The 13,052-nt window shown below is 70.4% G+C and carries 10 protein-coding genes; 1 reads left to right on the forward strand and 9 read right to left on the reverse strand.

All coding sequences use genetic code 11. From position 1 onward, the window contains the following. Positions 1-25 precede the first annotated feature (25 nt). On the forward strand, positions 26-664 hold the full coding sequence (locus ABZK10_RS05465; RefSeq protein ID WP_353808169.1) for an anthranilate synthase component II: 639 nt from the start codon (positions 26-28) through the stop codon (positions 662-664). Between the two features lie 13 nt (positions 665-677). Here the strand turns inward: ABZK10_RS05465 and pknB are convergent, their stop codons facing one another. The 9 genes from pknB to ABZK10_RS05510 all read right to left on the reverse strand — a co-directional run bounded on the left by pknB (position 678) and on the right by ABZK10_RS05510 (position 12,830). Next, a complete protein-coding gene (gene pknB, locus ABZK10_RS05470) occupies positions 678-2,402 on the reverse strand; it encodes a Stk1 family PASTA domain-containing Ser/Thr kinase (protein ID WP_353808170.1) in 1,725 nt (574 codons plus the stop codon). A 27-nt stretch (positions 2,403-2,429) separates the two neighbouring features. Beyond that, a complete protein-coding gene (locus ABZK10_RS05475; RefSeq protein ID WP_353808171.1) occupies positions 2,430-4,136 on the reverse strand; it encodes a protein kinase domain-containing protein in 1,707 nt (568 codons plus the stop codon). Further along, positions 4,133-5,587 (reverse strand): peptidoglycan D,D-transpeptidase FtsI family protein, encoded by a 1,455-nt coding sequence (locus ABZK10_RS05480; protein ID WP_353808172.1) that lies wholly within the window; start codon positions 5,585-5,587, stop codon positions 4,133-4,135. Before ABZK10_RS05480 ends, ABZK10_RS05475 begins: the two co-directional genes overlap by 4 nt. Beyond that, positions 5,584-6,993, reverse strand: coding sequence for an FtsW/RodA/SpoVE family cell cycle protein (locus tag ABZK10_RS05485; RefSeq protein ID WP_436408488.1), 1,410 nt, complete (start codon positions 6,991-6,993; stop codon positions 5,584-5,586). The genes ABZK10_RS05480 and ABZK10_RS05485 overlap by 4 nt, the downstream gene beginning before the upstream one ends. Continuing rightward, positions 6,986-8,215, reverse strand: a complete 1,230-nt coding sequence (locus tag ABZK10_RS05490; protein ID WP_353808173.1) for a PP2C family protein-serine/threonine phosphatase — start codon at positions 8,213-8,215, stop codon at positions 6,986-6,988. Before ABZK10_RS05490 ends, ABZK10_RS05485 begins: the two co-directional genes overlap by 8 nt. A 4-nt stretch (positions 8,216-8,219) precedes the next feature. Continuing rightward, complete coding sequence (locus ABZK10_RS05495; RefSeq protein ID WP_353808174.1) at positions 8,220-8,753, reverse strand: FHA domain-containing protein FhaB/FipA; 534 nt, start codon at positions 8,751-8,753, stop codon at positions 8,220-8,222. After that, complete coding sequence (locus tag ABZK10_RS05500; protein ID WP_353808175.1) at positions 8,750-9,487, reverse strand: FHA domain-containing protein; 738 nt, start codon at positions 9,485-9,487, stop codon at positions 8,750-8,752. Before ABZK10_RS05500 ends, ABZK10_RS05495 begins: the two co-directional genes overlap by 4 nt. 62 nt (positions 9,488-9,549) lie before the next feature. After that, complete coding sequence (locus ABZK10_RS05505) at positions 9,550-12,060, reverse strand: glycoside hydrolase family 65 protein (RefSeq protein WP_353808176.1); 2,511 nt, start codon at positions 12,058-12,060, stop codon at positions 9,550-9,552. After that, entirely contained in the window at positions 12,057-12,830 is a 774-nt protein-coding gene (locus ABZK10_RS05510; protein WP_353808177.1) for an HAD family hydrolase, read from the reverse strand. Before ABZK10_RS05510 ends, ABZK10_RS05505 begins: the two co-directional genes overlap by 4 nt. Between the last annotated feature and the right edge of the window lie 222 nt (positions 12,831-13,052).

The following is a 13,052-nucleotide window of genomic DNA, read 5'->3' on the forward strand; positions in this document are numbered from 1 at the left end:
AATCGTGGGGAGGTAAGGTGGTCCGGTGACGCGCGTGCTGGTGATCGACAACTACGACAGTTTCGTGTACACGCTGAACGGCTACCTCCAGGAGCTCGGCGCCGAGACCGTGGTCGTGCGCAACGACGACATCCCCGTCGAGCGGCTCGCCGAGCGGATGTCCGAGTTCGACGCCGTGCTGGTCTCGCCGGGTCCCGGGAAGCCCGCCGATGCGGGCGTGTCCATCCCCGCCGTGGAGGTCGCGGTGTCGACCGGCCAGCCGCTGCTCGGGGTCTGCCTCGGCCATCAGGCCATCGCCGAGGCGTTCGGCGGCGTGGTCACGAACGCCGAGGAGCTCATGCACGGCAAGACCTCGTCGATCCTGCACGACGACAGCCCGTTCTACGACGGCGTGCCGCAGCACTTCACCGCCACCCGATACCACTCGCTGGCGGTCGTCGACGGCACCGTGCCCCCGGAGCTCGTGGTCACCTCGCGCACCGAGGGCGGCGTGATCATGGGGCTGCGCCACGCGACTGCGCCCATCTTCGGCGTGCAGTTCCACCCCGAGTCGGTGCTCACCGAGGGCGGCTACCGCATGCTCGGCAACTGGCTCGAGTCGGCGGGGCTCGCCGGCGCCGCGGATCGCGCGGTCGGCATGAGCCCGCACATGAAGTCCGCCTGAGCGGCTTCGCGCGTCAGCCGTCGCCGCCGCCGTCGTTCGACGCACCCGAGCAGTAGCGCAGCGTCACGTCGGACTTCTGCGGCACGTCGCCCGGCGCCAGCGACTGCTGCACCACCGGGTCGTTCGGCTGCGCCGGGCACGAGTCGTCGGGCTGCGGCACCGGGTTCAGCTGCAGGGTGCCGCCGCGCAGCAGCGAGGACGCCGTCGCCAGCGGCTGGCCGGTGAGGTCGGGCAGCGTGACGAGCCCGCTCGAGACGCGGAAGTTGACGGTCGCGCCGAGAGTGACGGAGGTGCCGCCGGCCGGATCGGTCGCGAGCACGATGTCGGCGGGCACCGTGGGCGAGTTCTCCCGCGTCTCGCTGCCCGCGACCAGGCCACGGCCCTCGAGGGCCTCCTTCGCCTGGTCGAGCGACTGGTTGCGCAGGTCGGGCACGTCGACGACCTCGCGGCCGCTCGACACGTAGACGCGCACGACCACCTGACCCGGCTCGACGATGGTGCCGGCCTCCGGATCGGACCGCGTGACCTGTCCCTCGGGAATGGTGTCGCTGGTCTCGTCGAGCTGCGTGGCCTGCAGGTCGAGGTCCTGGAGGACGCCCGTCGCCTCCTCGTAGGACATGCCCTGGAGCACCGGGATCTCCCGTGCGCTCGACGGGAGGTCGTCGGTGGGAGTGAGGTTGAACGCCCAGTACATGACCGCGAGGACGGTGACCACCACCGCGACGACGCCGGCCCAGATCCAGAGGGCGGGAGGGCGCCGCTGGGTGCGCTCCATCGTCTCGTCCTCGGTGAGCTGGCGCAGGGCGAGCTCGGAACTCGAGAGCGAGGTCGCGGGCGCCCCGAACAGGAGCTCCGTCTGGTCGGGCTGCCGGTGCACGGGCACGCGCCCGGATGCCGCCACCTCGACGTCGGCCCGGAAGTCGGCGGCGGTCTGGTACCGCTGCGTGCGGTCCTTGCCGAGGGCGTGCAGCACGACGGCGTCGAATGCGGGGGAGACCCTCGGGTTGATGACGCTCGGCTTGACCGGACGCTCGCTGACGTGCTGGTAGGCGACGGCCACGGGCGTCTCCCCGCGGAACGGCGGGCGACCGGTGAGCATCTCGAACAGCACGACGCCGGTCGAGTACAGGTCGGTGCGCGCGTCGACCGTCTCGCCCTTCGCCTGCTCGGGGGAGAAGTACGACGCCGTGCCGAGGATCGCGGTCGTCTGCGCGACCGTGGTCGACGAGTCCGAGATCGCCCTGGCGATGCCGAAGTCCATCACCTTCACCTGACCGGCGGAGGTGATCATGATGTTTCCCGGCTTGATGTCGCGATGCACGACGCCCGCCCGGTGCGAGTACTCGAGCGCGGTGAGCACGCCGTCGATGATGCGCGCCGCCTCGGCCGGATCGAGCGGACCCTCGCGGATGATGTCGCGCAGGAGCCGTCCCTCCACGCGCTCCATGACGATGAACGGCAGCTGCACCTCGTGCCCGGACCCGTCGAGGACGGTCTCCTCGCCCGCGTCGAACACGCGCACGATGGTCGGGTGCGCCATCCGCGCCGCGGACTGCGCCTCCTGGCGGAAGCGGGTGCGGAACGCCGGGTCGGTCGCGAGCGACGACTTCAGCAGCTTGATCGCGACACTGCGCCCGAGGCGTGTATCGGTGCCCGCGTGCACGTCGGACATGCCGCCGCGACCGATGAGCTCGCCGACACGGTAGCGACCGGCCAGCAGGCGATCGTTATCGGTCACGTGCACTCGTCTCTCCTCAGCGAACGATCAGTTGGTGCCGCCGCCGCCGTCGCCGGCCGGCTCCTCCACCGTGACCTGGGCGGCCGGCGAGTAGGGCGAGTCCAGCGGGCCGCAGAAGTAGCGATAGGTGACTTCGAAGTTGCTCGTGCCCGCGCGAACCGTGGCCGAGGTGGTGCTGGCGCCGACGACCGCGTTGTTGGGGATCGTCGCGTCGCCGGTCACCGCGATCTCGTACCCGGTGAGGGTCTGCCCGGCCGGGCAGTTCTGCGCGGGCCAGCTGACCTGCACGTCGGTGTCGGGGGCGGTCGTCGCCGGGTTCACGGTGGGCGCCGAGGACGGTGCGGACGGCGCGACCGGGTCGGCGTAGTACGTGATCGTGATCTGCGAGCCCTGCTCGACGGGCCCCGTCGGGTTCACCGCGTAGACGGTGCCGGCGTCGGCCGGATCGGTGGCCGCATTGCCCTCCACCGCGTTCACGGACATGCCGAGTGCCTCGAGGCCGGCACGCGCGTCGTTCACCGAGAGCCCGAGGTAGTCGTCCTGGTTGACCTGCACCGTCGTGTCCGTCGGCGTCGGCGTCGGCGTGTCCGAGGTCGGCGGCGGCGAGCTCGTCGCCGGCGCGCTCGACGAGCTGCTCGGCGGGGCCTGTGCGGTGCCGTTGTTCAGCGCCAGCGCGATGATCGTGCCGATGAGCACGATCGCGAGGATCGCGATGAGGACGATCAGCGGCCACGTCCACGGGCTGCGCTTCTTCTCCTCCTCGGGTGCCCCCTCGCCGTCGGCGGGCACCCCGCCGGACGCCATGAGCACCGTCGTCGCGGCGGTGTCTCCGCTCTGCGGCATCATCATGGTGGCCGCCGCGGCCGCGCCGGCGGCGCCGAGCACCGCGGGGACCGAGGCCGCAGCACCCTGCACGTCGCCCCGGCGCAGCGCCGTCGCGGCGCGGGACAGGTGCGCCGCGGACTGGGGCCGGTCGGCCGGGTTCTTCGCGATGCACGCGAAGACGAGGTTGCGCACGGGCTCGGAGATCGTCTGGGGGAGCTCCGGTGGCGTCTCGTTGATCTGCGCCATCGCGATGGCGACCTGCGACTCGCCGGTGAACGGGCGCCGGCCCGCGAGCGCCTCGTAGGCGACGATGCCGAGCGAGTAGATGTCGGTGGTCGGCGAGGCGGGGTGGCCGGAGGCCTGCTCCGGGGACAGGTACTGGACCGTGCCCATGACCTGGCCGGTCGCGGTGAGCGGGACCTGGTCGGCGATGCGCGCGATGCCGAAGTCGGTGATCTTCACGCGACCGTCGGGGGTGATGAGGAGGTTCCCGGGCTTGATGTCGCGGTGCACGAGGCCCGCGGCGTGCGCGGCGTGGAGCGCCGAGGCGGTCTGCGCGACGATGTCGAGGACCTTGTCGGTGGGGAGGGTCTGCTCGCGCTCGAGGATGGTCGACAGCGCCTCGCCCGGGACGAGCTCCATGACCAGGAAGGCGCTGCCCTCCTCCTCGCCGTAGTCGAAGACGTTCGCGATGCCCTCGTGGTTCACGAGGGCGGCGTGGCGCGCCTCCGCGCGGAAGCGCTCGAGGAATCCGGGATCGCCGAGGTACTCGTCCTTGAGGATCTTGATGGCGACCTGGCGCCCGATCACGAGATCGGTCGCCTGCCAGACCTCGCCCATGCCGCCGATGGCGATCCTGGACTGGAGTTCGTAGCGCCCACCAAAGGTGAGCCCAGCGCTCGGTCTCATTCGTTCAGCACCGCCTCTAGTACCTGCTTCGCGATGGGTGCGGCAATCAGGTTGCCGTACCCGCTCTGTCCCAATCCCCCTCCGTCTTCTACCAGCACCGTGATCGCATACTGAGGGTTGTCAGCAGGGGCGAATCCGGTGAACCAGAGGGTGTACGGGTCGTCCGTGCCGTTCTGGGCTGTGCCCGTCTTCCCCGCCACGCTGACGCCGTCTATTCTTGCATTACTCGCCGCGCCGCTCTCGACGCCGGAGACCATGATGTCAGTAAGTTCACGCGCGGTCTCCTGGCTGATCGCGCGGCCGAGTTCCATCCGCTCGAAGGTCTCGAGGGGGCTCAGGTCGGGGGCGATGACCGCGTCCACGACGTTCGGACGCATCACGATGCCGCCGTTCGCGATGCCCGCGGAGACCATCGCCATCTGCAGCGGCGTCGCACGCACCTCGTACTGCCCGAACGCGCTCAGCGCGGTCTGCGCGTCGTCCAGCCCGCGCGGGTAGACGCTCGCCTCCGACTCCATCGGCACCGCGTGCGTGACGTTGAACCCGTACTTCTCCGCCTGCTCGCGGATGGCCGTGTCGCCGAGCTCGATGCCGAGCTCGGCGAACGGGATGTTGCAGGAGAGCCGGATGGCGTCGGCGATCGTGACCTCGTCGCCCCCGCCGCAGCGCCCGCCGCCGGCGTTGGTGACGACCGCGGTCGAGCCGGGGAGCGTGAACGAGGAGGGGTTCGGGAACGTGGAGTCCGGGGTGTACTCGCCGGACTCGAACGCGGCCGACGCGACGACCAGCTTGAAGACCGAACCCGGGGGGTTCATGTCGCCGCCGATGGCGCGGTTGAAGAGCGGGTCCTGCGGGTCGGCGAGGAGCGCGTCGTACGTCGCCTGCACCTCGGCGCCGTTGTGCACGGCCATCGTGTTCGGGTCGTAGGACGGCTTCGAGACCATGGCGATGATGCGGCCCGTCGCCGGTTCGGTGACGATGACCGCGCCCTGGACGTCTCCGAGCGCATCCCACGCGGCCTGCTGTGCGACCGGGTCGATCGTGACGTCGACGGATGCTCCCTGGGGGTCCTGCCCCGTGATGAGCCGGTTCACCGAGTCGAAGAACTGCGAGCTCGACTGGCCGCTGAGGAACTCGTTCATCGCCCGCTCGATGCCCGTGGCCTCGCCGTTGACGGGGATGAACCCGGTCACCGGCGCATAGAGCGGGCCCTCCGTGTAGACGCGCTGGAACTTGTAGTTGTCGCCCGACGGCTCCGAGTACGCGATGGGTGCGCCGTCCACGAGGATCGGCCCGCGCTCCACCGAGTACGACTCGTACAGCGTGCGCGAGTTCCGCGGGTCCGCGTTGAGCGCGTCGGCCGCGACGTACTGGATGATCGTGGTCGACACGAGCAGCGTGGCGACCATGAGGAGCGTCAGGATGGAGACGCGCTTGAGCTCGCGGTTCATGCGTCGATCACCAGCCGCGGATGGTTGCGGACCGTGTCGGAGAGCCGCAGCAGCAGCGCGACGATGATCCAGTTCGCGACGAGCGATGAACCACCTGCCGCGAGGAACGGGGTGGTCAGGCCGGTGAGCGGGATCACGCGCGTGACGCCGCCGACCACGATGAACACCTGGAGCGCGACGACGAACGCGAGGCCCACGCCGAGGAGCTTGCCGAAGTCGTCCTGCCCGGCGAAGCCGATGCGGAAGCCGCGGGCCACGAGCAGCGCGTACAGCATGAAGATCGCGAACAGGCCGGCGAGCCCGAGCTCCTCGCCGAGGCTCGCGATGATGTAGTCGCTCTGCGGCACGGGGGTGATGTCGGGGCGGCCTTGGCCGAGGCCGGTGCCGATGAGCCCGCCGTTCGCGAGGCCGAACAGCCCCTGCACGAGCTGGAAGCTGCCGCCCACCGAGTCGTAGATCTCCTGGTCGAAGGCGTTGAGCCAGTTGTCGAAGCGCGAGTTGACGTAGCCGAGGGTCTGGCTGGCGATGATCGCGCCGGCGAAGAACAGCCCCAGGCCGAGCAGTACCCAGGAGAGCCGGCTGGTCGCGACGTACAGCATGACGAGGAACAGGCCGAAGTACAGCAGAGCGGTACCGAGGTCGCGCTGGAACACGATGACCGACATCGACAGCGCCCACACCACCAGCAGGGGGCCGAGGTCGCGTGCGCGCGGGAATCGCATGCCGAGGAACGTGCGCCCGACCATCGAAAGGCTGTCGCGGTTGCGCACCAGGTAGCCGGCGAAGAAGACCGCGAGGGCGATCTTCGCGATCTCACCGGGCTGGAACGTCGCGATGTCGCCGATGCCGATCCACACCCGGGCGCCGTTGATCTCGCGGCCGATGCCCGGCAGCAGGGGGAGCAGGAGCAGCAGCACGGCGACGAGCCCTGACAGGTAGGTGTAGCGGAACAGCACCCGGTGGTTGCGCACGATCAGGATCACGGCGATCGCCGCGACGATCGCGATCGCCGACCATGCGATCTGCCGCACCGCGGCGCTGTCCCACCCGGCGTCGCCGAAGGCGATGTCGATGCGGTAGATCTCGGCGATGCCGATGCCGTTCAGCACGGTGGCGATGGGCAGCAGGAAGGGATCCGCGTCGCGGGCCACGAAGCGCATCGCCACGTGCAGGCCGAACACGAGCACCGACAGCCCGACGCCGAGCAGCACGAGCTGGGTGTCGATCGTGCCGAGCGCACCGAGTTGCACCAGCAGGACGGCGCCGGAATTGATGCCGCAGGCGATCAGCAGCAGCGCCAACTCGATGTTGCGCAGCTTCTGCGGGAGGTGGATGCGTCGCACGCCGGCCGTCGGCGGCCCGCCCGAGGGCGGGACCGCGGCGGTCGTGCCGGCCCGATCAGTCAAGGGACTCCTCCAGCCGGTCGACGACGGCCTCCGCGTCCTGCAGCGATCCGGTGCTGATGGTCTCCTCCACGCGCTGCTGGTCGTACAGGCGGAGCTCGGCGATGTCGATGTCCGATTCGCGGTAGAGCTCGCTCAGCACGATGGGGCCGAGGTCCTGCTGGATGCCCTGGTAGATGGCGACCCGCCCATTGGACTCGCCGACGAAGTACCGGGTCTGGGTCCACTGGTAGGCGAGGACCACGAGCCCCACGACCGCGGCGACGATGAGGAGCACGCCGACCGTCCAGGTGACGATCCGCCGGCGGCGGCGCCGGGCGTCCTCCTCGATGATCTCGTCGAAGTACTCGGCCGAGTCCGGCTCGAAGTGCGTCTCCTGCACGGGGTGCACGCGGAACGGCGTGAGCAGCAGCGAACGCTGGCGCACCGGCTCCGGCGTGCCGAACGCGGGCGGGGCGGCGGCGGAGCCGACGATCTGGGGCGTCGTCGCCGGCGCGGCCGGCTCGCCGATGTCGAGCACGACGACGGTCACGTTGTCGGGGGCGCCGCCGTCGAGCGATGCCTTCACGAGGCGGTCGGCCACGGGCTTCGCGCCGGCCTCCGACATCAGGGCCTTGCGGATGTCCTCGAAGGAGACGACCCCCGACAGGCCGTCGGAGCAGATCAGCCAGCGGTCGCCCGAACGCGTGTCGAGGGTCAGGGTGTCGATCTCGGGCGAGGACTCCACGTCGCCCAGCACCCGCATCAGGACGGAACGGCGCGGATGCACCATCGCCTCCTCCTCCGTGATGCGGCCGGCGTCGACGAGCCGCTGCACGAAGGTGTGGTCGGTGGAGATCTGGCTGAGCTCGCCGCCGCGCAGCAGGTAGATGCGGGAGTCGCCGATGTGGGAGATGGCGACCTGGTCGCCGTGCAGCAGCACGGCGCTGACCGTGGTGCCCATTCCCGTCAGCTCGCTGTGCTCGGCGACGGTCTCGGCCAGGCGCTGGTTCGCGCCGATCAGGCTGTCGTGCAGGGCCGCCGAGGCGTCCTGCACCGACGGGTAGAGCTGGTCGGCGTCGCGGATGTACCGGGTCGCGATCGCGCTCGCGACGTCCCCGCCCGCGTGGCCGCCCATGCCGTCGGCGACGAGGAACAGGTGCCGCCCCGCGTAGCCCGAGTCCTGGTTGTTCGACCGGACCCTGCCGACGTGCGAGACCGCGGCACTGCCCTTGACCGTCGCCATGCGGTTACCGTCGCAGCTCGAACGTCGTCGCGCCGACCTTGACCGTCGCGCCGAGCGGCACCGCCGCGGGCACGGTCACGCGGGAGCCGTTCAGGAAGGTGCCGTTCGTCGAGTCGAGGTCCTGGATCATCCACTGGTTGCTCCAGAGCATGAGCCGGGCGTGGTGGTTCGAGGTGTAGTCGTCGCGGATGATGATCGACGAGTCGCTCGAGCGGCCGATCGTGATCTCGTCGCGGCCGAGCGGGAACTCGCTGCCGGCCTTGCCGCCCGACGTGATGACGAGCTTCGACGCGTTGTCGGTGGTGGCGATGTCGCCGTTCCCGGCTGCTGCAGCAGCGGATGCGGCCGCGGCACGCGGCGCGTCGGTGCCGCGCGGGGGCGTGGCGGGCGCGGCCTGGCCGGAGGCATCCGCCGTCTGCATCTTGCGCACGCGCTGGCCGAACAGGTCGCTGCGCAGCGCCCACACGATGGAGAAGACGAATATCCACATCAGCGCGAGGAACGACAGCTGCAGGACGAGGAGGGTGAGTTCGCTCATTCAGCGGGCCCCCAGAACCCGTTCATGTCGTTGCGCCGGGTGGACGGTGCGCCGCCGCCGGAGCCCGGCGCGGCCTGTGCGAGGACGCGGAAGACGATGCGCGTGCGCCCCACGGTGATGACGGAATCGGGCTCGAGGATGGCCTCGCCCACGCGGTCGCCGTTCAACTGCGTGCCGTTGGTCGATCCGAGGTCGCGTACGCGGGCGCGTCGCCCGTCCCACTGCACCTCGACGTGCTTGCGGCTCGCGCCCGAGTCGTCGAGCGTGATGTCGGCCTCGCTGCCGCGACCGATCACGGTGCGGCCCTTGAGGATCGGATGCCGCCGGCCGCCGATGTCGAGCACGGGGGTCCAGGCGATCTCGCCCTTCACGTTGCTCGAGTCGACCTGCACCATGCCCTCGGACAGGCCCTCGTCGGCGTCGAGCGAGATCTGGATGCCGCCGGCGAACTGGAAGCCCTGGCTCGCCGCATGCTGCTGCACGACGTCGGTCAGCTCGTCGACCAGCGCCGGACCGAGGCTCGACATGCGCTGGAGGTCGGGTCGCGACATCCGCACGCGGAAGGTGTTCGGCACGAGCACGCGGTCGCGGGAGACGACCGCGGCCTTCGTGTCGAGCTCGCGCTTCAGGGCGGCCGTGATCTCGACCGGCTGCAGCCCCGAGCGGAAGGTCTTCGCGAAGGCGCCGTTGACGGCGCGCTCGAGACCCTTCTCGAAGTTGTCCAGTAGGCCCACAGGTCTCCCGATCCGGTTGGTTCTCAGTGCATGTTAGTCGCAGCGCCTGCGCGCCCCGGTCGTCAGTCGAAGCCCGTTGTGGAGTCGTTCTCCTCCAGGTCGACCGCGATGGTGGGCATCGATGCGGTCAGCAGCGTGCCGTCGGCACGGCGCGTGCCCTCGACGTCGCGCATGTTCGGCATGCCGTAATGGCGCGGACCCTGGCCGCGCAGGGCGACCGTGACGGGCTCGCCGTCGCGCACCAGCACGTCCTCGCCGCGCACCGAGAGGTGCGCCTCGGCGCCCGCCTCGACGGTGAAGGTCATGGACGCCGGCTCGAGCTCGACGCGCACGCGCGTGTCGCGGATGGTGAGCCGGAACACCAGGCGCTCCCAGTCGTCGGGCAGCCGCGGGTCGAAGGTGAAGACGCCGTTGTGGTCGCGGAACCCGCCGAACCCGTAGACCAGCGAGGCCCACACCCCGCCGGTCGACGCGACGTGCACGCCGTCCTGCGCGTTGTGGTGCAGGTCGGCGAGGTCGACGAACAGCGCGGCCCGGAAGTAGCGCATCGCCAGCTCGTGGTACCCCACCTCGGACGCGATGATCGACTGGACCACCGCCGACAGCGTCGAGTCGCCCGTCGTCAGCGGGTCGTAGTACTCGAAGTTCGCCTGCTTCTGCTCGGTCGTGAACTGGTCGCCCTGCAGCAGCAGCGCGAGCACCACGTCGGCCTGCTTCAGCACCTGGAAGCGGTAGATGACCAGCGGGTGGTAGTGCAGCAGCAGCGGACGACGGCTGGCCGGCGTGTTCTCGAGGTCCCAGAGCTCCTTCTCGAGGAAGGCGGAGTCCTGCGGGTGCACGCCCAGCTGCTCGTCGAACGGGATGAACATGTGCTCGGCCGCGCGACGCCACTCGTCCGCCTCGTCGGGGTGCAGGTTGAGGCGGTCGACCGCTCGGGCGTAGGCCGCGGGCGCGCGGCGCCGCAGTTCGTCGACCGCGTACGCGGCGGCACGGAGGTTCCCCTTGGCCATCACGTTCGTGTACAGGTTGTCGTTCACGACGGTCGTGTACTCGTCGGGGCCGGTCACGCCGTGGATGTGGAAGACGTCCTTGGAGTTGGTGCGCCAGAACCCCAGGTCCTCCCACATGCGGGCCGTCTCGACGAGCACGTCGATCGCGCCGCGCGCGACGAAGTCCTCGTCGCCGGTCGCCGCCACGTACTGCATCAGGGCGTACGAGATGTCGGCGTCGATGTGGTACTGGGCGGTGCCCGCGGCGTAGTAGGCGCTCGACTCGAGTCCGTTGATCGTGCGCCACGGGAAGAGTGCGCCGCGCTGGTTGAGCTCGTTCGCGCGTGCGCGCGCCGGCTCCAGCATCCGCTGCCGGAATCGCAGCACGTTGCGCGCCGTGTTCGGCGCCGTGTACGACAGGAACGGCATGACGTAGACCTCGGAGTCCCAGAAGTAGTGGCCGCCGTAGCCCGAACCGGAGACGCCCTTCGCCGCCACCCCGCCGCCGTCGGTGCGGGCCGTCGCCTGCGCGAGCTGGAAGAGGTTCCAGCGGGTCGCCTGCTGCAGGGTCGGATGCCCCGGGATCTCGACGTCCACGCTCGCCCAATACTCGTCGAGCCAGTCGTGCTGCGCGTCCACCAGCGCCTCGATGCCGATCTCGCCGGCGCGGTCGAGGGTGCGGTCGCAGCGGTCGGCGAGCTCGCGCACCGGCACGGATGCCGCCGTGTGGTACGTGAACAGCTTCGTGATGCGGATCGGGCGGCCCTGCTCGGCGCGGACCCGGTACACGTGCTTCGCGAGGTCGTCCTCGATCGTCGAGGTCTCGTCGAACGGGTTCTCGGTCTCGATGCGGTGCTCGGTGCCGGCGACGACCGTCATGCCCGAGTTCGTGCAGCGGTAGCCGAGCAGGTAGCGACCGTCGCGCTCCCGCTTCAGGCGCGGCTGCAGCACGCGCTCGGTGAACTGCTCCGCCTTGCGCGGGTCGAACGCCTCGATCGTGCCCTGCACGCCCGAGCGGTACTCGTCGCGGCCGTCCTGCCGGTTCAGCATCTGGCTCGAGATGGTCACCGCGGCGTCGGCGTCGAGCAGCTCGACCTCGTAGACGATGACGCCGAGGTGACGGTCGGTGAACGACACCATGCGGTGCGAGGTGATCTGCACGCGCTTGCCCGACGGCGTGCGCCACTCGAGGGAACGGTCGAGGATGCCGGTGCGGAAGTCGAGCCGTCGCTCGTAGCTCATGAGTTCGGCGGTGGTGAGCACGAGCGGCTCGTCGTCGACGTAGAGGCGGATCGTCTTCGCGTCGGGCGCGTTGACGATGGTCTGCCCGACGCGCGCGAACCCGAACGCCTCCTCTGCGTGCCGGATCGGCCAGGTCTCGTGGAAGCCGTTGATGAACGTGCCGTGCACGTGGCCGTCGCGACCCTCGTCGACGTTGCCGCGCAGGCCGAGGTAGCCGTTGCCGACGGCGAACATCGTCTCGGTCGTGCCGATGTCGTCGGCGGAGAACTCGGTCTCGACGAGGGCCCAGTCGTCGATGGGGAACCGGTTGCGGTTCAGCGGGTCGTGGTCGGCGAACCTCATGATCCGGCCTTTCGGTGGTGCTGGGGGAGCAGGGGGATGAGCTCGTCGAGCTCGTACACGACGAGGTCGGCGCCGAGACGGCGCAGGTTCTCGTGCCCGGCGCCGCGGTCGACCCCGACGACGAGCCCGAAGTCGCCGGCGGCCCCGGCCTGCACGCCGGACTCGGCGTCCTCGACCACGACGCAGGCGGTGGTGGGGAGCCCGAGCAGCCGGGCGCCGTACTCGTATGTGTCGGGAGCCGGCTTGCCGGGGATGCCGCGCTCGGCCGCGACGCCGCCGTGCACCACCACCTCGAAGCGGTTGGCGAGCCCCGCCGTCTCGAGCACGGCGGGGGCGTTCTTCGAACTCGACACGACCGCCACCGCGGCATCCGTCGCCGCCAGCGCGTCGAGGAACGCCACCGATGCGGGGTACGCCGTCACGCCGTCCTCCGCGAGCGACTCGTTGAACGCGTCGTTCTTGCGGTTGCCGAGGCCGCACACCGTCTCGGCCGTGGGCGGATCGTCGGGCGTGCCCTCGGGCAGCGTGATGCCACGGCTGGCGAGCAGGGTGCGCACCCCGTCGTAGCGCGGCTTGCCGTCGATGTGGGCGAAGTAGTCGGCGTCCCGGTACGGGGCCGCGCCGCGGGCGGCGAGGAACGGCGTGAACAACCGCGCCCAGGCGTGCATGTGCACCTCGGCCGTCGGCGTCAGCACGCCGTCGAGGTCGAAGAGCCAGCCGCGGATGCCGGCCAGGTCCGGCCGCGCGGTGGAGTCGTCCGTCGTCGCCACGTCGTGTCCTCTCGATGGAAGGCGGGGGTGCGAACGGCGTCGTTCCCGTTCCTCGATGCTAGACGTGCGGGTGGCGCGTGTGTACCGGTTTCTCGACGACCGTCGGGACCCGGAACGGCCCCGGGCCCCCCGTCGGGCCCGATGCATCCGCATGCAGGGCCTCGAATGGCATGTGACGCGGTGAAGTGTTAGTCTCTGTTGGCTGGTGCGCCATGTGCGCGT

Source organism: Agromyces sp. SYSU T00194 (assembly GCF_040496035.1).
Lineage (GTDB): Bacteria > Actinomycetota > Actinomycetes > Actinomycetales > Microbacteriaceae > Agromyces > Agromyces chitinivorans.

Excerpts from the sequence above, each read along its gene's own strand:
- ABZK10_RS05475 (WP_353808171.1), bottom strand. The coding sequence starts at position 4,136 with ATGAGACCGAGCGCTGGGCTCACCTTTGGTGGGCGCTACGAACTCCAG.
- ABZK10_RS05495 (WP_353808174.1), bottom strand. The coding sequence starts at position 8,753 with ATGAGCGAACTCACCCTCCTCGTCCTGCAGCTGTCGTTCCTCGCGCTG.
- ABZK10_RS05490 (WP_353808173.1), bottom strand. The coding sequence starts at position 8,215 with ATGGCGACGGTCAAGGGCAGTGCCGCGGTCTCGCACGTCGGCAGGGTC.
- ABZK10_RS05480 (WP_353808172.1), bottom strand. The coding sequence starts at position 5,587 with ATGAACCGCGAGCTCAAGCGCGTCTCCATCCTGACGCTCCTCATGGTC.
- ABZK10_RS05505 (WP_353808176.1), bottom strand. The coding sequence starts at position 12,060 with ATGAGGTTCGCCGACCACGACCCGCTGAACCGCAACCGGTTCCCCATC.